This window comes from Marmoricola sp. URHA0025 HA25 (genome assembly GCF_054059435.1).
In genome coordinates this window covers 3,186,000-3,201,479 of record NZ_JBSSCD010000001.1, presented here as the reverse complement: position 1 = coordinate 3,201,479, position 15,480 = coordinate 3,186,000, and the positions used below count along the sequence as shown (strand labels likewise).

19 protein-coding genes are annotated in these 15,480 nt (G+C 71.4%); 12 read left to right on the top strand and 7 right to left on the bottom strand.

All coding sequences use genetic code 11. From position 1 onward, the window contains the following. Nucleotides 1-13: 13 nt before the first annotated feature. Both ACVW00_RS15810 and ACVW00_RS15805 read left to right on the top strand, forming a co-directional pair. Nucleotides 14-901, top strand: coding sequence for a PhzF family phenazine biosynthesis protein (locus tag ACVW00_RS15810; RefSeq protein WP_457111851.1), 888 nt, complete (start codon nt 14-16; stop codon nt 899-901). Then, a complete protein-coding gene (locus tag ACVW00_RS15805; protein WP_457111850.1) occupies nt 898-1,851 on the top strand; it encodes a DMT family transporter in 954 nt (317 codons plus the stop codon). Before ACVW00_RS15810 ends, ACVW00_RS15805 begins: the two co-directional genes overlap by 4 nt. Here ACVW00_RS15805 and ACVW00_RS15800 read toward each other — a convergent pair. Beyond that, the gene (locus ACVW00_RS15800; RefSeq protein WP_457111849.1) at nt 1,822-2,376 is read right to left on the bottom strand and encodes a GNAT family N-acetyltransferase; all 555 of its coding nucleotides are present in this window, start codon (nt 2,374-2,376) and stop codon (nt 1,822-1,824) included. The two genes, ACVW00_RS15805 and ACVW00_RS15800, sit on opposite strands and share 30 nt — an antisense overlap. A 116-nt stretch (nt 2,377-2,492) precedes the next feature. Between ACVW00_RS15800 and ACVW00_RS15795 the strand changes: the two genes are divergently transcribed. The 5 genes from ACVW00_RS15795 to ACVW00_RS15775 all read left to right on the top strand — a co-directional run bounded on the left by ACVW00_RS15795 (nt 2,493) and on the right by ACVW00_RS15775 (nt 7,491). Beyond that, complete coding sequence (locus ACVW00_RS15795; RefSeq protein ID WP_457111848.1) at nt 2,493-3,191, top strand: phosphocholine cytidylyltransferase family protein; 699 nt, start codon at nt 2,493-2,495, stop codon at nt 3,189-3,191. Between the two features lie 8 nt (nt 3,192-3,199). Then, the gene (locus ACVW00_RS15790; protein ID WP_457111847.1) at nt 3,200-4,783 is read left to right on the top strand and encodes a hypothetical protein; all 1,584 of its coding nucleotides are present in this window, start codon (nt 3,200-3,202) and stop codon (nt 4,781-4,783) included. Further along, the gene (locus ACVW00_RS15785; protein ID WP_457111846.1) at nt 4,771-4,995 is read left to right on the top strand and encodes a DUF6752 domain-containing protein; all 225 of its coding nucleotides are present in this window, start codon (nt 4,771-4,773) and stop codon (nt 4,993-4,995) included. Before ACVW00_RS15790 ends, ACVW00_RS15785 begins: the two co-directional genes overlap by 13 nt. Nucleotides 4,996-5,016: 21 nt before the next feature. Further along, nucleotides 5,017-6,156 carry a hypothetical protein gene (locus ACVW00_RS15780; protein ID WP_457111845.1) on the top strand — a complete coding sequence of 380 codons (1,140 nt, stop codon included), beginning with the start codon at nt 5,017-5,019 and terminating at the stop codon, nt 6,154-6,156. Nucleotides 6,157-6,297: 141 nt separating this feature from the next. After that, nucleotides 6,298-7,491 (top strand): acyl-CoA dehydrogenase family protein, encoded by a 1,194-nt coding sequence (locus ACVW00_RS15775; RefSeq protein ID WP_457111844.1) that lies wholly within the window; start codon nt 6,298-6,300, stop codon nt 7,489-7,491. 84 nt (nt 7,492-7,575) lie between these two features. Here ACVW00_RS15775 and ACVW00_RS15770 read toward each other — a convergent pair whose 3' ends face one another. The 3 genes from ACVW00_RS15770 to ACVW00_RS15760 are packed head-to-tail and all read right to left on the bottom strand — an operon-like array spanning nt 7,576 to nt 10,737. Further along, on the bottom strand, nt 7,576-7,806 hold the full coding sequence (locus tag ACVW00_RS15770) for a DUF6752 domain-containing protein (RefSeq protein WP_457111843.1): 231 nt from the start codon (nt 7,804-7,806) through the stop codon (nt 7,576-7,578). Further along, the gene (locus ACVW00_RS15765; protein ID WP_457111842.1) at nt 7,803-9,272 is read right to left on the bottom strand and encodes a class I SAM-dependent methyltransferase; all 1,470 of its coding nucleotides are present in this window, start codon (nt 9,270-9,272) and stop codon (nt 7,803-7,805) included. Before ACVW00_RS15765 ends, ACVW00_RS15770 begins: the two co-directional genes overlap by 4 nt. Before the next feature lie 31 nt (nt 9,273-9,303). Further along, nucleotides 9,304-10,737: a malic enzyme-like NAD(P)-binding protein gene (locus ACVW00_RS15760; protein ID WP_457111841.1), complete on the bottom strand. Its 1,434-nt coding sequence runs from the start codon at nt 10,735-10,737 to the stop codon at nt 9,304-9,306. 155 nt (nt 10,738-10,892) lie between these two features. On the opposite strand from ACVW00_RS15760, the gene ACVW00_RS15755 reads away from it, so the two are divergent. Next, nucleotides 10,893-11,075 (top strand): DUF5302 domain-containing protein, encoded by a 183-nt coding sequence (locus ACVW00_RS15755; protein WP_457111840.1) that lies wholly within the window; start codon nt 10,893-10,895, stop codon nt 11,073-11,075. Between the two features lie 6 nt (nt 11,076-11,081). On the opposite strand, the gene ACVW00_RS15750 is transcribed toward ACVW00_RS15755, so the two are convergent. Continuing rightward, on the bottom strand, nt 11,082-11,615 hold the full coding sequence (locus ACVW00_RS15750; RefSeq protein ID WP_457111839.1) for a flavodoxin family protein: 534 nt from the start codon (nt 11,613-11,615) through the stop codon (nt 11,082-11,084). Nucleotides 11,616-11,830: 215 nt separating this feature from the next. Between ACVW00_RS15750 and ACVW00_RS15745 the strand changes: the two genes are divergently transcribed. From ACVW00_RS15745 to ACVW00_RS15735, 3 genes are read left to right on the top strand one after another with little or no spacing between them, the layout of a single operon-like run. After that, a complete protein-coding gene (locus ACVW00_RS15745; RefSeq protein WP_457111838.1) occupies nt 11,831-12,370 on the top strand; it encodes a MaoC family dehydratase in 540 nt (179 codons plus the stop codon). Between the two features lie 36 nt (nt 12,371-12,406). Then, entirely contained in the window at nt 12,407-12,985 is a 579-nt protein-coding gene (locus ACVW00_RS15740; RefSeq protein ID WP_457111837.1) for a histidine phosphatase family protein, read from the top strand. Nucleotides 12,986-13,001: 16 nt separating this feature from the next. Next, nucleotides 13,002-13,634 (top strand): DUF6758 family protein, encoded by a 633-nt coding sequence (locus ACVW00_RS15735; protein WP_457111836.1) that lies wholly within the window; start codon nt 13,002-13,004, stop codon nt 13,632-13,634. 3 nt (nt 13,635-13,637) lie between these two features. Here the strand turns inward: ACVW00_RS15735 and ACVW00_RS15730 are convergent, their stop codons facing one another. Beyond that, the gene (locus tag ACVW00_RS15730; RefSeq protein ID WP_457111835.1) at nt 13,638-13,787 is read right to left on the bottom strand and encodes a hypothetical protein; all 150 of its coding nucleotides are present in this window, start codon (nt 13,785-13,787) and stop codon (nt 13,638-13,640) included. A gap of 266 nt (nt 13,788-14,053) precedes the next feature. Here ACVW00_RS15730 and ACVW00_RS15725 point away from each other — a divergent pair, with 266 nt between their 5' ends. Beyond that, nucleotides 14,054-14,659: a MarC family protein gene (locus tag ACVW00_RS15725; RefSeq protein WP_457111834.1), complete on the top strand. Its 606-nt coding sequence runs from the start codon at nt 14,054-14,056 to the stop codon at nt 14,657-14,659. Nucleotides 14,660-14,665: 6 nt separating this feature from the next. Here the strand turns inward: ACVW00_RS15725 and ACVW00_RS15720 are convergent, their stop codons facing one another. After that, nucleotides 14,666-15,445, bottom strand: coding sequence for an SDR family NAD(P)-dependent oxidoreductase (locus tag ACVW00_RS15720; RefSeq protein WP_457111833.1), 780 nt, complete (start codon nt 15,443-15,445; stop codon nt 14,666-14,668). Nucleotides 15,446-15,480: the final 35 nt, after the last annotated feature.

Genomic DNA, 15,480 nt, shown 5'->3' with positions numbered 1-15,480 from the left:
GCAGGATGACGTCATGGCAGACGCCTTTCTCGAGTACGACGTGGTCGACGTCTTCACGGTCGAGCCGTTCGCCGGCAACCAGCTCGCGGTGGTGCACGGGGCGGCAGGGCTCCCCGACGAGTCATTGCTGGCGATCGCGCGGGAGTTCGGCTACTCCGAGACGACGTTCCCGACCCCGGTGGACGCCGGTCGCTACTCGTGCCGGATCTTCACGCCCGGCGGCGAGATCCCGTTCGCCGGGCATCCGACGCTGGGCACCGCCTGGGTCCTGCGCGAGCGTGGCGCCGTGACGGCCGAAGACGTGGTGCAGGAGTGCGGCGCCGGTGAGATCGGGGTCCGTCTCGGCGACGACCAGGTCGAGCTCTCGGCCGGACCACGGGACCTCGCCGGACCGATCGGGGACGGCTTCGTGGCCCAGCTCCTCGAGGCGATCGGGCTCGAGCTGGAGGACGCCGCCGGGGAGACCTGGCTGGCCGGCACCGGCCTGACGTTCGTGCACCTGCCGGTCGACGACGCAGCGGTCTCGCGAGCACGGGTCGCGCGCAGGCCGGTGCGCGACGTCGCCGACCTCCCGGAGACCCGCGATCCGCTCGACGGCATCAACCTGTACGCCGTGCGCGACCGGGACGGCGACCTCCTCGAGGTGCACAGCCGGGTGTTCGTCCCCGGCCTGGTCCCGGAGGACCCGGCCACCGGATCCGCCGCGGCCGGGCTCGGCCTGGCGCTGCATGCCAGGAGCCTGCTCGACGACGGCGGCAGCTACCGGATCAGCCAGGGCACCGAGCTGGGGCGACCGTCCGTGCTCGAGGGCCGGATCGAGGCGGGCTCCTCGGGTGTCACCCGCGTCCACGTCGCGGGCGCGGTCCGCCCGATCGCCCGGGGACAGATCCGGACGCCGTGACCCGGCCGATCGGGCTGCGCACGTTCGGGCTGCTCGGGGTCGGGGCGCTCGCGGTGTCCCTCGCCGCGCCGTTGATGGCGTCGCTCGCGGTGCCCGCGCTCGCCATCGCCTTCTGGCGCAATGCGCTGGCGACCGCCGCGATCGCTCCGGTCGCGGGGTGGCGGCTCGCGCACCCGGACATGCGAATGTCGCCGGAGGGGCAGGAGCGCACCCCAGCAGTCCCGGCTGCGACATTCGCAGGTCCTTCTGCGCGGGCCTGGCTCGTCGTCGCCGCCGGCGCCTGCCTCGCGGCGCACTTCGGCTTCTGGATCTCCTCGCTCTCGATGACCTCGGTCGCGTCGAGCACGGCGATCGTGTCGCTGCAGGTCCTCTGGGTCGTCGGGTACGACGTGCTGCGGGGTGCCGAGGCCCGGGCGCAGGTCCTCGCCGGTGTCCTGCTCGCGGTGCTCGGCGCGGTGGTCGTCTCCGGGGTGGACCTCTCCATCTCGCAGCGGGCGCTCGCCGGTGACGGCCTGGCACTGCTCGGCTCGGTCGGGGTCGCCGCCTACGCCGTGATCGGCGGGCGGGTCCGCCAGACGATGAGCACCACGGCGTACACCCTCGGCTGCTACGGCACCGCAGCAGTGCTGCTCCTGGTCGCGACGCTCGCGTCCGGACAGGCACTGACCGGTTACGGCGCCGACCAGTGGATCAAGCTCGGCGTGCTCGCCGCGACCGCCCAGCTCCTCGGCCACTCGGTGTTCAACCACCTGCTCGCCACCGTCTCGCCGATGGTCGTGTCGCTGACGATCCTGCTGGAGATCCCGGGCGCCTCGCTGATCGCCGCCGCCTGGCTGAGGCAGGTGCCGGAGCCGGCCGCGTTCGTGGGCCTCGTGCTGGTCCTCGCCGGGATGGTGGTGGTGGTCCTGAGCGCGCCGCCGTCAGCCGGCGCGGAGGCCGTGGTCGCGTGACCAGGCCTGACGAGTACTCAGGTAGTGCTCCGACGGCTCGACGTACCACTTCTCGACCACGCCGCGGTGCTCCATGCCGATCCGGCGGCAGACCGCCTGCGACGGCTCGTTGGTGAGGTGGGTGACCGCGTTGATCTCCTCCAGCCCGCCCTCGAAGCCGTGCCGGAGCACGGCCCGCGCGGCCTCGGAGGCGTAGCCGCGACCCCAGGCCTCGGGGTGCAGGTGCCAGCCGATCTCCACCTCGCCGTCGCCGTTCGGCAGCGGCACCAGCAGCACCCCGCCGATCACCCGGCCGTGCAGCGGGCCGTCGTCGACGACCTCGATCGCCCAGTAGCCGAGCGGTGGGTCGTCGAGCCCGCGCCAACGCTGGATCCGCGCGAGTGCGTCGTCGAGATCGGTGCACAGCCTTGGCGGGGCGTCGCCGAGCCACTTCATCACCTCGACGCGTCCGGCGATGTCCAGAACGGCAGGGGCGTCGGTGGCCTCCCAGTCCCGGATGCGGAGGCGCTCGGTCTCCAGCAGCACCGGGCCACTGTGCCACGGGGCGACGCAGCGGGCCGAACGGTTTGCCGACGGCGCCGTTTGTAGGATGGCGCGATCGCTCGCAGCCGGGCGTCTGATTCGTGGAGAGAGAGGGCCTCGTGGCCATCCAGGTCGTCATCCTCGCCGCCGGTCTGGGCACCCGCCTCGGCAAGCCGCACCCCAAGCCGCTGACGCCGCTGACCTCGGGGGAGAGCATCATGCGCCGCGCGGTCAACTCGCTGCGGTCGGCGTACGGCGACGAGGTGTTCGTGACCGCCGTGGTCGGCTTCAAGCTCGACCTGGTGATCGAGGCGATGCCCGACATCTCCTTCGTCTACAACGAGGTCTACGACTCGACGAACACCTCGAAGAGCCTGCTGAAGGCGCTGCAGCTGTCCCAGCCGGGCGGCGTCCTCTGGCTCAACGGCGACGTCGTCTTCGACCGCCGCGTGCTCTCCCTGATCCACGACAAGATCGAGGCCGGCCGCAGCTTCGTGTGCGTGAACACCGCCTCGGTCGCCGAGGAGGAGGTCAAGTACACGCTCGACGGCGAGGGCTACATCAACGAGCTGTCGAAGACGGTGGTCGGCGGCCTGGGCGAGGCCGTCGGCATCAACTACGTGTCCGCGGACGAGAAGGCCGCGCTCATCACCCGGCTCGAGGAGGTCGACGACAACGACTACTTCGAGCGCGGGCTGGAGCTGGCCATCGAGCGCGACGGCCTCCGCGTCGAGGCGGTCGACATCTCCCAGTACCAGATCGTCGAGGTGGACTTCGAGGACGACCTGTCCCGGGCCAACTCGTTCGTGGAGGGCTGAGGGTCCTGATGGCTGCCGCCCCGAAGGTCGACGGCGTCCGCGTCGACGACCGCGGCATCTGGTTCCGCTCCGACGCCGACGACGTCGTCGACGTCTGCTTCGACGGCCGGCGGGTCTGGTCCTTCTGGCTGCGGCGCGACAGCGCGCCGAGCTCGGGCGGCCGCCTCGCCCCGTGGCCGAGCGCGCTCGTGCGGTTCCTGGACGGCAGCACCAGGCTGTCCCTGGTCGCCCACGTCGCGGACGTCACCCTGTACGACGCGGAGGTGCGCCTCGGATCCGGTGAGGGCCGGATCGCCGTGGTGAGCGCCGAGGGGAAGCCGCTCGGCCTCGACAAGTCCAACCGGCTCTCCCAGACCTTCGACAGCCGGACCCCCGAGCAGGTGGCCCCGCTGCTCGACTCGATCGCCCACGTGCTCGACGCGATCCGGGAGACCGGCGTGGAGGCGTTCCTCGCCTACGGCACCCTGCTCGGCGCGGTGCGCCAGGGCGGCCTCATCGGCCACGACAGCGATGCGGACCTCGGCTACGTGAGCCGGTTCAGCCACCCGGTCGACGTCGTGCTCGAGTCGTTCCGGGTGCAGCGCCACCTCAGCGGGCTGGGCTTCGACACCTACCGCTACAGCGGGATCGCCTTCCGGGTGGACGTCATCGAGGGCGACGGCTTCAAGCGCGGCCTCGACGTCTTCGGCGGCTTCATCGCCGAGCCGGTCGGGGACCGGCCGCCGATGCTCTACCTGATGGGCGAGATCGGTGCGCCGTTCGAGCTCGAGTGGATCTACCCGCTGACGACGGCGACGCTCGAGGGCCGCACGTTCCCGGTGCCGGCGAAGCCGGAGAGGCTGCTCGAAGCGACCTACGGTCCGGGCTGGCGGGTGCCCGACCCGGCGTACCACTTCGAGACGTCGCGCGCGACGGTACGCCGGCTCAACGGCTGGTTCCGCGGGATCCGCGTGCTCCGCAGCGAGTGGGAGCGCAAGCACAGCCAGCACCGCGAGAAGGCCGCACCGGACCGGGCCAGCGCGCTCGCGCGGCTCGTGGTGGCGCGCGAGGGCGTGCCGGCCCACGTCGTCGACCTGGGCGCCGGGCGTGCCGGGGATGCGCTGTGGTTCGCTCGGCAGGGAGCGTCGGCCACCGCCCTCGACTTCGTGCCGCGGGCTGCCGAGGCCGCGAGGCTGGCGGCCGCGGCAGAGGGCCACGACCTGACCGTGCGCGAGGTGAACCTCCTCTCGCTGCGGTCGGTGCTGGCCGAGGGTGCGCGGCTCGCGCGTGCGCCGGGACCGCGGGTCGTGGTGGCCCGCCACCTCGTCGACGCGACCGTGGCGCCCGGTCGCTCGGGCGCCTGGCGGCTGAGCGAGATGGCGCTGCGTGACGGGGGCCGCCTCTACCTCGAGTTCTGGACCGGCGACGGGCAGCGACGGCACGAGGGGCAGCTGCAGGCGGCGGTGCCGGCGGGTGTCGTGGCCGCCGAGCTCGAGGCGCGCGGAGCCGTTATCGTTCACCGCGAGGAGGCCCGGGTGGAGAGCACGTCCGGGTCCCCGGGACAGCCCGAGGAACGAACGATGGCCCGATTGGTGGCGCAGTGGCAGCAGTGAGGAAGAGCCTGCGGCAGCGGGTGGCCCGTCGTGTTGCCCCGGACCTGTTCGTGCGGATCGACGAGCTGGAGGCCGAGGTGCAGGAGAACCGCAACCTCAACCTCCGGGTGGCGGAGCTGGTCGACCTGGTGCAGGAGCTGTTGATCCCGGTGGCGTCGCAGGACCGGGAGCGCATCGACGCCGCGCTCGCGAAGTTCCAGCGCAGCCTGTAGGCGGCGGGAGCCGACACGGTCATGGCAGCGAAGGTCCACCTCCACATCGGATTGCCCAAGACGGGCACGACGTACCTGCAGACGGTGATGTGGGCCGACCGCGAGCGGATGCGCGCCCAGGGCGTGCTGCTGCCCGGCCGGGAGCGCCGCGACCACCTCTGGGCCACGAGGATCGTTCGTGAGGACCCGAACCTGGCCACCTACGACGAGCGGGTGCGCGAGTCGTGGGGTGTGCTCAAGGAGGAGATCGCGGCGTGGGACGGCACCGCGCTCATCAGCCATGAGTTCTTCGCGGGAGCGTCACCGGAACAGGCTGCGCGGATGGTGGGCGAGCTGGCGCCGGCGGAGGTCCACCTCGTGGTCACGGCGCGCGAGCCGGTCGGCCTCTACTCCGGCGGCTGGCAGGAGAGCCTGAAGAACCGCGACGCGCGGACGATGCCCGAGTTCGCCGAGGCGGAGGTCTCCGAGAGCCCGATGTCGGTGTGGAACTGGCGCACGCTGGACGTCCGGCTGGTGCTCGAGCGCTGGGCGGCGACCGTCCCGCCGGAGCGGGTCCACCTGCTGCCGCTGCCACCACCGGGTGCCCCGCGCGAGCTGCTCTGGCAGCGGTTCGCGGGCCTCGTCGGGCTGGATCCGGATGCCTTCGACCTGTCACCGACCTTCCCGAACGAGTCGATGGGCGTCGCCGAGGCCGAGACCCTGCGCCGGGTCAACCTGCACCTGAAGGACGAGGACTTCGAGCGTCCCTTCGACCGCGGCGTCTACATCCGGACCTTCCTCGCGGACGAGCGGCTGGCCAGCCGCGGCGGCGAGAGGTACTGGCCGACGGAGGCGATCCTCGCGGAGTGCCGGAGGCGAGCGGCTGCCGCGGTCGAGCACGTCGAGGCCGCCGGGTACGACGTGATCGGTGACGTCCGTGACCTCCTCGTGCCGGACACCCTCGAGCCGCGGCGGTCCGTGGACTCGGTCACCGACGAGGAGGTCGCCGAGATCGCCGTCGAGCTCGTCGGCCGGATGCTGCACGACGTACGCCGGATCCGGATGGAGCGCAACCAGCTGCGCCGCGAGCTCGAGGACCTCCAGGCGAAGCCCGCCCCGGGCCTGCGGGAGGCGCTCGCGACACGGTTCCCGTGGACGCGCCGCCTCGTGATCCGCTCCTGAGCCGCGTCGCGCGCGGACGTGAGGTTCGTCATGGCGGACCGGGGCAAGCAGGGACATACTGCCGGGTAATCTTCGACCGCCCGCGCGCTGTGGGCTGCGCTGAACTGCTCTGCCAAAGCCATCCGGAAGGACACCACCAGCATGGGTCGCCTGCGTGAGACCGAGGGCCTGACTGACATCCAGGAAGAGATCCTCAAGACCATCGTGAAGTTCGTCGACGAGCGGATCATCCCGGTCGCGCAGGAGCTCGAGCACGCCGACGAGTACCCGACCGAGATCGTCGAGGGCCTCAAGGAGCTGGGGCTGTTCGGCCTGATGATCCCCGAGGAGTACGGCGGTCTCGGAGAGTCGCTGCTGACCTATGCGCTGGCCGTCGAGGAGATCGCCCGCGGCTGGATGAGCGTTTCGGGGATCATCAACACCCACTTCATCGTGGCCTACATGATCCTGCAGCACGGCACCGACGAGCAGAAGCAGAAGTACTTGCCGCGGATGGCCACCGGCGAGGTGCGCGGCGCGTTCTCGATGTCCGAGCCGGGCTGCGGCTCCGACGTCAGCGCGATCAAGACGAAGGCAACCAAGGACGGCGACGGCTACTCGATCACCGGCCAGAAGATGTGGCTCACCAACGGTGGCTCGGCCAACCTGGTCGCCGTGCTGGTGAAGACCGACGAGGGCGCCGACTCGGTCTACAAGAACATGACGACCTTCCTCGTCGAGAAGGAGTCCGGCTTCGGCGAGACCGCCCAGGGCGTCACCATCCCGGGCAAGATCGACAAGATGGGCTACAAGGGCGTCGACACCACCGAGATGGTCTTCGAGGGCCACCAGATCTCCGCCGACCAGGTCCTCGGTGGCGAGCCGGGCAAGGGCTTCTACCAGATGATGGACGGCGTCGAGGTCGGCCGTGTGAACGTGGCGGCCCGCGGTGTGGGGGTCGCGACCCGTGCCTTCGAGCTCGGCGTCCAGTACGCCCAGCAGCGCGAGACGTTCGGGAAGAAGATCGCCGAGCACCAGGCGGTGCTGTTCCGGATCGCCGAGATGGCCACCAAGGTCGAGGCCGCCCACCAGATGGTTGTCCTGGCAGCGCGCAAGAAGGACTCGGGGGAGCGCAACGACCTCGAGGCCGGGATGGCGAAGTACCTGGCCTCGGAGTATTGCTCGCAGGTCGTGGAGGACTCCTTCCGGATCCACGGCGGCTACGGGTTCTCCAAGGAGTACGAGATCGAGCGGCTCTACCGCGAGGCCCCGATGCTGCTCATCGGCGAAGGCACCGCCGACATCCAGCGGATGATCATCGGCCGCCGGATCCTGGAGGACTACAAGCTCAAGTGACTCGTTGAGTTGGGAGAAACCACCTCTCGAGTGGGGAAAGAATTTCCCGACTCAACGGGCATCTTCTCCCAACTCGACGAGTCCTCAGGTGGCCTTCCACCGGCCGCCCTGGAGCTTCTCGAGCGCCTCGCGCACGCGCGCGTCGTCGCGGTCGACCGCGGGCACGAGCAGCTCGGTGACCACGTCGAGCACGTCGGAGAGCCGCTCGTTGAGCCGGCGGTTCTCCTCGACGGAGTCCATCAGCTCGGCGACCTGCTCCTCGAGGACCCTGATCCGGGACCCGTTGTCCCGCACGGTCTGCAACGGGTTCCTCATGGTTTCCTCCAGCTCACGACGAGACGACACCTGCCCTGCTTGCCTGACTGCTCCACGACGCTGCCACCGCGCGCACCGATCTCCGCGACGACCGCGGCAGCGGCGACCTCCGCGGTCGTGAACTCGAGGAACGTCAGGCCGCCCCGGCGCCCGGCGACCGCGCAGAACCGCCACAGGCCCATCCGCCCGCTCGGGGCGAGCGCGTCGACCAGCCCGCGGGCGTAGACGTGCCGAGGCACCTCGTCGTGCGCGAACCGTGTCGCGGCGACCAGTGAGGAGTGCAGTGACTCGAGGTTGATCGGCCGGTACGGCAGCCGCACCTCCGCGTCCTTGGCCGCGGTGGCGATCGCGGTCCGCGCTCCCGAGCAGTAGTCCGAGGCGAGCACCGGGTGGCCGCGCCGCGCGAGCCACAGCGCGTCGCGGCCGGTGCCGGCGCCCAGCTCGACCACCGGGCTGCCGGGCTCCATCCGTTCCTCGGCCCAGGCGGCGAAGTCCGACGGGGCCGTCGGCACCTGCTCGTGCGGGCCCTTGTAGAACTCCTGCCAGTGCGGGAGCCGGTTGCGGGTCCCGCGGAACCACTGCGACATCCGGCGGACGTTCTCCGGCGGGTGGTCGAAGTGGAAGGCCGGGTCGGGCACCTTCCAGCCGGGCCCGTAGGTGAACTCCAGGAACCTCGGTACGTCGGCCGGTGCGGTGAAGGTGACGCCCTCCAGGTCGATCTCGCCGAACGGGACGATCGCCGCGCGGTCGAGCCGTCCCCGCAGCGACCCGGTGATGTGGAACTGGTCGCCGACGTGGAAGGAGCCGAAGACGTCCACGCCGGCCCGCTTGCCGCTGGGCAGCGGCACCCAGATCTTGAAGTTCGCCGCGCTCATCCGGACGACCCGCCAGCCGAGGGCTGCCATCCGGCGCTCCGCGGCGCGCGTCTCCTGGATGACGTCGAACGGGTGCGTGTAGCGGCTGAGGAACCCCAGGTCGAGGTCGGAGTCGTGGCCGATCATCCGGCCGGACCGGGCTGCTCCGAGCAGCCCGCCGTAGCAGAGGTAGGCGTCGAGGTGGCACTTCTCGGTGAGGTCCGCCAGCACCCGGTGGGTGGCCGCGATCAGCTCGACGCGGGACTCGTCGGCGAAGTCCTCGAAGGTGCGCTGCAGGCGGCCGCCCTTGTCCAGGGAGAGCGGGTGCCCGAGCTCGTCGAGCAGCTCGAGCGGCGCGCTCGAGCGGCCGAACCGGATCGGCCCGGAGAAGAGCGGGTCGCCGCCGTTGTGCGGGACGAGCGCCACCTCGGCCCGACCCTCGAGCCGGCTCGCGAGGGGTCCGGGCCAGGCGACGAAGAGTCCCGATCCGGCGCGCACGGCGTCGCGACCGGTGCTGAAGGACCAGACCCGGTGGCCGCCGATGAGGACGTCGAGCGGGCCGTCGTACGGACGCGAGAGGCGGATGCCCTTCGCGTCGATGTGGGTGGCCACGCACGTCCTTCCTGGGGCCGGCCCGTGCCGGTCAGCGCGAGAGCCTACTCCCGGACATCGGAGGCGGCGGGACGACGTCGCCGCGAACCGCCGCGGCGACCGCCTTGGGCACCTCGGGGTTGAAGACGCTCGGGATGATGAAGCTCGCGTTGAGCTGGTCGTCGCTGACCGACTGCGCGATCGCGTTCGCGGCCCGCAGGAGCATGTCGATGTCGATGTCGGACGCGCGCGCGTCGAGGAGCCCCCGGAAGACTCCCGGGAACGCGAGCACGTTGTTGATCTGGTTGGGGTAGTCGCTGCGGCCGCTGGCCACGACTGCCGCGTGCTTGGCAGCCTCGGCCGGGTCGATCTCCGGGTCGGGGTTGGCGAGCGCGAACACGACCGGGTCCGTGGCCATGTCGTCGATCCAGGCAGCGTCGAGCACGCCCGGGCCGCTCACGCCGATGAACACGTCGGCGTCGTGCAGCGCCGTGTGCAAGGTCCCTCGCACGAGCCGGGGATTGGTCCTCGACGCGAGCTCGGCCTTCGCCGGGGGAAGCGACTCGTCGTCACGGGAGAGGCAGCCCTCGCGGTCCCACACGACCACGTCGGTGACTCCGGCGGCCATCAGCAGGGTGACGATCGCCGTGCCGGCCGCTCCGGCTCCTGCGACCACCACCCGGGCACCGTCGATCGGCTTCCGGACGCAGCGCAGGGCGTTCTGCAGGGCGGCGAGGACGACGATCGCGGTGCCGTGCTGGTCGTCGTGGAAGACCGGGATGTCCAGCCGCTCCCGCAGGCGGCGCTCGATCTCGAAGCACCGGGGCGCCGCGATGTCCTCCAGGTTGATGCCCCCGAAGCCGGGAGCGATGCCCTCGACGATCTCGACGATCTTGTCGGTGTCCTGGGTCGACAGGCAGATCGGCCAGGCGTCGATGTCGGCGAACTGCTTGAAGAGCGCCGCCTTGCCCTCCATCACGGGCAGCGCTGCTCCGGGGCCGATGTTGCCCAGGCCGAGCACGGCGGAGCCGTCGGTCACCACGGCGACCGAGTTGCCCTTGATGGTCAGCTTGGAGACGTCCTCGGGATGCTGGGCGATCGCCATGCTGACCCGCCCGACGCCCGGGGTGTAGGCCATCGAGAGGTCGTCCCGGGTCCGGAGCGGCACCTTGGAGCGCACTTCGATCTTTCCGCCGAGGTGCAGCAGGAAGGTCCGGTCCGACACCTTGTGCACGGTGACGCCCTCGAGGGCCTCGACGGCGGCGACGATCTCCGCCGAGTGGTCGGAGTCGGTCGCCGAGCACGTGACGTCGACGACGAGCCCCTCGTGGCGGGAGTCGGCGACGTCGATCGCCGTGACGATGCCGCCGCCCTCGGCGATGGCGGTCGCGACGGCGCCGATCAGGGTGTGGTCGAGGCTGGTGTGCAGGCGCATCGTGATCGAGTACGACGCGCTGGTCGCCGCTCGGCGAGCTGGTTCGGGCATGCCCGAATCCTCCCATCGCGCCGGTCGGCGGCACCGGCCGGGCGGGTACCGGCAAGTAGCCGTTCGGCCCCTCGTGCGGGTCCCGGTCGACCCGTCACCGGCCGGATGGCAGGGTGGAGGCGAGCACGACGCCGTCACGACGTAAGGACCGACCGATGCCGGACAACAACGCGAACGACGACCTCAAGGCGAAGATGCGCGAGGCGCTCGAGCGCAAGCAGGCCAACGACCGCGGCGTACCGGAGGGCAAGCCGGTCAAGGAGAAGGCCCATGGCTCCGAGGTCGCCGGCGGCGGGCCGAAGATGCACCGCCGGAAGGCCGGCGGCGGAGGCTCCTGAGCCGGCTCAGCCGGCGTCGGCGTGACGCTGGTCGGTGAGTACTGCGCCCACGTCGCGGCCCCAGCTGCGGGCGCGCTCGAGCTGGTCGTCGCTCAGCGGGCCGGCCACGTCGCCCACGAAGAAGCTCTCCGGGGCGGTCAGGATCCGGCCCCTGCGCCGCCGCAGCACGCGTGCGGCTCCGTGCGCGGCCGAGCCGGGCAGACGGCGCACGCGCGACACGCGGGTGTCGAAAGTCGTGAACCGGAGGCCGTCCAGGTCCTCGGCCAGCGCGGCGAGCCACTCGCGCAGCCCGCGCTCGACCAGCCCCTGGTCGGCACCCTGCCGGACTGCGTCCTCGCGGGTGCTCTTCCGGCTCATCGCCATCGCGTGCGTCGGGCCGCCCGCGACCAGCAGGTCGACGCCTGCGGGGATCTCGCCCGGATCGGCGGTCGCCACGTCGCGCACCAGCACGTCGGCGTACTCCGAGATGCCCTCGCCGATGGCGCGGGCCACCCGCTCGGAGTTGCCGAACATCGACTCGTACACGACCAGCGCCTTCATGGGTCCACTCCTCGGGTTGCGGTTCCTCACTCCAGCCTCGTCGGTGCAGAGTCGTGTCCGGATGGGGCGAAGTCCCCGTCTGGTCCCGCGAAGGTCCCCTGGTTCGGCGAGGGCGGTGTCGTGAGCAATCCCACGTGCCGGCGTTGTTCCCCATCGGGACGCGTTTGGGCACGATGGGACGGTTGCCGTCCCGGCAGTGGAACAGGAGAGCACCCATGCAGTTCGGTCGTAGCTACGAGGAGTTCGAGGTCGGTGCGACCTACAAGCACTGGCCCGGCAAGACGGTCACCGAGTACGACGACCACCTGTTCTGCCTGCTCACGATGAACCACCACCCGCTGCACCTCGACGCCCACTACGCCGAGGAGACCACCCAGTTCGGCAAGAACGTCGTGGTCGGCAACTACGTCTACTCGATCCTCCTCGGCATGTCCGTGCCCGACATCAGCGGCAAGGCGATCGCCAACCTCGAGATCGAGTCGCTGCGCCACGTCGCCCCGACGTTCCACGGGGACACCCTGTACGGCCAGACGACCGTGCTGGACAAGTGGGAGAGCACCTCCAAGGACGACCGCGGTGTCGTCCACGTCGAGACGATCGGCTACAACCAGGACGGCAAGGTCGTCTGCATCTTCCGCCGCAAGGTGATGGTGCCCAAGAACAGCTACCTCGAGGCCCGGGGCGGCGAGCAGCCCGGGCGGCCGGTGCCCCAGCCCGACAAGAACTGGCCGGGCGAGCAGGGCGCCGAGGCCTGACTTGTCCAGGGCCCGCGAGCGCAGCAGGCTCTGGTCGTGACCCACACGCACCCCGAGGCGGACGAGCTCTGGATCGTGCGGCACGGCGAGACGGAGTGGAGCGCCAGCGGCAAGCACACCTCGACGACGGAGGTGCCGCTCACGGCCGCGGGTGAGGCGGCCGCGCGGGCGATCGGCGAGCGCCTTGCAGGCGTCGCCTTCGACCTGGTCCTGACCAGTCCGCGCGACCGCGCCCGGCGTACCGCCGAGCTGGCCGGGTTCACCGACGCCCACGTCGAGGAGGACCTGGCCGAGTGGGCGTACGGCGAGTACGAGGGCGTGACCACCCCCGAGATCCGCGAACAGGTCCCCGGCTGGACGGTGTGGACCCATCCGTGCCCGGGAGGCGAGTCGGCGGCGGAGATCGGCCGCAGGCTGGACCGGGTGGTGGCCAAGGTCCGCGCCCACGGTGGCCGGGTCCTCGTCTTCGGGCACGGGCACGCGTCGCGGGTGCTGGCGGCACGGTGGCTGGCGCAGCCGGTGGAGGAGGGCCGGCTCTTCCGGCTCGACACCGCGACGGTCTCCGTCCTCGGCTACGAGCACGAGTCGCCGGTCGTGGCGCGCTGGAACGGATGAGCACTACCCTCGTGCCGTGTCGCTCGCGGCCTCCTGTCCCCGATGCACGTCCCCGGTCACCGAGGCGGACGACACCTTCACGTGTCGCAAGCACGGCCTGATCACGCCGTTGTGGCGGCCCGACGTGGCCGACTACACGTCCTTCGCCGAGCTGGTGGGCCGGGTCGGTGACCTGCCGACCTACCTGCCGTGGCCGATGAGCCCGGGATGGTCGATCGCCGAGTTCGGGTGCGTCGCGTCGGCGCAGCGGGCCCTCGCCACGGTGACGACCACGGTCGGCACCAGCGACCTCGACGGTCCGGTCGAGGTCACCATCGTCTCCGAGGACTCCGGCGTGGGCCTGGGCGCGCGCTGCGCCGGCACGGCGTACGACGACCCGGGTGAGCAGGTCGGCCACGGGCCGCACGCCGTCCACGTGCGCGCCGGGGGCCGGACGGTGTCCCTGTGGGCCGTCGACCCGCGTGACGACGACGACCTGCTCGCCAAGGCGGTGTTCGCCGGCGAGGCCGACGGACGCTGGCTGTGGCTGGTGATCAGGCCGGCGTCCGCCGCGCTGCTGCTGCGTGACGAGTGGCTGCTCGCGGATGTGACCGGCTTCGGCCCGGAGGCCCTGGAGATGCCGTTCGGAGGACCTCGCCCGGCCTGGTGAGCGTCACTCGCCCGCGGGCGGGACCGTTCGTCCCCTGCGCTGGACGCGCCGTGGGAGCAGCACGCGGCCCAGCACCAGCCGGCCCAGGGACAGCATCAGGGCCGCAAGGGCCGGCGATCCGGTGCTGAGAGCGTGCTCGGGGTCTGTCGCCATGGCGTGTGGGTCTCCTCGGTCGTCGTCCTCCGCAGCGCGGGCCGGGACTGACACCGGACCTTCGAAGAGGTTCCGCCCCACCCACCGGAGGTGAGCGGGGCGGTCCCACCAGCCGTCCTGCGCGCCGGGGAGGGCGGGGAGGGGCAAGACGGCTTCCGCCGAGGGCCCACCGTTTGGGGGCTGGTGGGCCCTGAGGCGCTCGTTACCCCGGTGGTCGCGGCTGATGCGCGTGCAGCCGAAGAATTTTCCGGCACTACCCTCGTGCCATGAATTGGGTCCTGCTCACCTCGGTGTTCGTGACCCTCTTCGTGATCATGGACCCCGTCGGCACGATCCCGATCTTCCTCTCGCTGACCGGCGGCCGCTCGGCCCAGGTGGCCCGCCGAGCCGCCTGGCAGGCAGTGGCGGTCTCCTTCGGGGTGATCAGCGCGTTCGCGTTCTTCGGCCAGCAGATCCTGAAGTACCTGCACATCTCGCTGCCGGCCCTGCAGTGCGCGGGCGGCCTGCTGCTCCTGCTGGTCGCGCTCGAGCTGCTGACCGGCAAGGAGGAGGGCCACACCGCGAGCGCCGACACGAACGTCGCCCTGGTGCCGCTCGGCACGCCGCTGCTCGCCGGACCCGGCGCCATCGTCGCCACCATGGTGTTCAGCAAGAAGGTCGACGGGTTCTCGGAGTTCGCTGCGGTGGGGTTGGGCGTGATCCTGGTGCACGTCGCGCTGTGGCTGGCGATGCGGTTCTCGCTGCCGATCCTGCGGCTGATCCGCGAGAGCGGCGTGCTCCTGGTGACCCGGATCGCCGGGTTGCTGCTGAGCGCGATCGCCGTGCAGATGGTGGCCGACGCGGTCCGCGCCTTCATCGCCGGCGACGGCTGAGCGGGGCTACTTCCGGCCCATCGACTGGTAGCCCTGCAGTGCCCGGGACGGGATCAGCCTGGTCAGGGCGACGATCACCTTGTACTGCGCACCGGGGATCGAGAAGGTCCGGCCCTTGTCGAAGTCCGACAGCGCGCGGGCGACGAGGGGCTGGGGCTCCATCCACAGCATCGACGTACCGCGGCGGACGCCCATCCTCTCGTGGAACTCGGTCTTGGTGAAGCCCGGGCAGAGCGCCGTCACCGTGACGCCGGCGGGGCGGTACTCGTTGTGCGCCCACTCGCTGAAACTGTTCACCCAGGCCTTCGCGGCGGCGTAGGTCCCGCGCGGCAGGAACGCCGCCACGCTGGACACGTTGATCACGCCGCCGTGGCCGCGCGCCGCCATCGGCCCCAGTGCCGCGTGCGACAGCCGCATGACCGCGGTCACCAGCACGTCGAGCATTGCCTGCTCCTGGTCGACGGAGTTGTCCAGGAACCTGCCCTTCAGGCCGAAACCGGCGTTGTTGACCAGCAGGTCGACCGGCCGGGCCGGGTCGGCCAGGCGCGCCTCGACCTCCGCGAGCGCCGCCCCGTCGGTCAGGTCGGCAGCAAGCACCTCCACGCCGACGCCGTACACCGTCCGCAGCTCGGCCGCGACCGCCTCGAGCCGCCCGGCGTCGCGGGCGACGAGGACGAGGTCGTGGCCGCGCGCCGCGAGCTGGCGCGAGAACTCCAGGCCGATGCCCGCGGTCGCTCCGGTGACGAGGGCGCAGCGTGATCCGGACGCGGGGGAGGGTTGCGACATGCCGCCAGCATCGCGGCCGGTGGTCGGCAGCGGCA

What these genes read in the sequence shown, in the direction of transcription:
- ACVW00_RS15780 (WP_457111845.1), top strand. Translation starts at nt 5,017, where the DNA reads ATGGCAGCGAAGGTCCACCTCCACATCGGATTGCCCAAGACGGGCACG.
- ACVW00_RS15725 (WP_457111834.1), top strand. Translation starts at nt 14,054, where the DNA reads ATGAATTGGGTCCTGCTCACCTCGGTGTTCGTGACCCTCTTCGTGATC.
- ACVW00_RS15760 (WP_457111841.1), bottom strand. Translation starts at nt 10,737, where the DNA reads ATGCCCGAACCAGCTCGCCGAGCGGCGACCAGCGCGTCGTACTCGATC.
- ACVW00_RS15775 (WP_457111844.1), top strand. Translation starts at nt 6,298, where the DNA reads ATGGGTCGCCTGCGTGAGACCGAGGGCCTGACTGACATCCAGGAAGAG.
- ACVW00_RS15770 (WP_457111843.1), bottom strand. Translation starts at nt 7,806, where the DNA reads ATGAGGAACCCGTTGCAGACCGTGCGGGACAACGGGTCCCGGATCAGG.
- ACVW00_RS15750 (WP_457111839.1), bottom strand. Translation starts at nt 11,615, where the DNA reads ATGAAGGCGCTGGTCGTGTACGAGTCGATGTTCGGCAACTCCGAGCGG.
- ACVW00_RS15720 (WP_457111833.1), bottom strand. Translation starts at nt 15,445, where the DNA reads ATGTCGCAACCCTCCCCCGCGTCCGGATCACGCTGCGCCCTCGTCACC.
- ACVW00_RS15790 (WP_457111847.1), top strand. Translation starts at nt 3,200, where the DNA reads ATGGCTGCCGCCCCGAAGGTCGACGGCGTCCGCGTCGACGACCGCGGC.
- ACVW00_RS15730 (WP_457111835.1), bottom strand. Translation starts at nt 13,787, where the DNA reads ATGGCGACAGACCCCGAGCACGCTCTCAGCACCGGATCGCCGGCCCTT.
- ACVW00_RS15755 (WP_457111840.1), top strand. Translation starts at nt 10,893, where the DNA reads ATGCCGGACAACAACGCGAACGACGACCTCAAGGCGAAGATGCGCGAG.
- ACVW00_RS15810 (WP_457111851.1), top strand. Translation starts at nt 14, where the DNA reads ATGGCAGACGCCTTTCTCGAGTACGACGTGGTCGACGTCTTCACGGTC.
- ACVW00_RS15745 (WP_457111838.1), top strand. Translation starts at nt 11,831, where the DNA reads ATGCAGTTCGGTCGTAGCTACGAGGAGTTCGAGGTCGGTGCGACCTAC.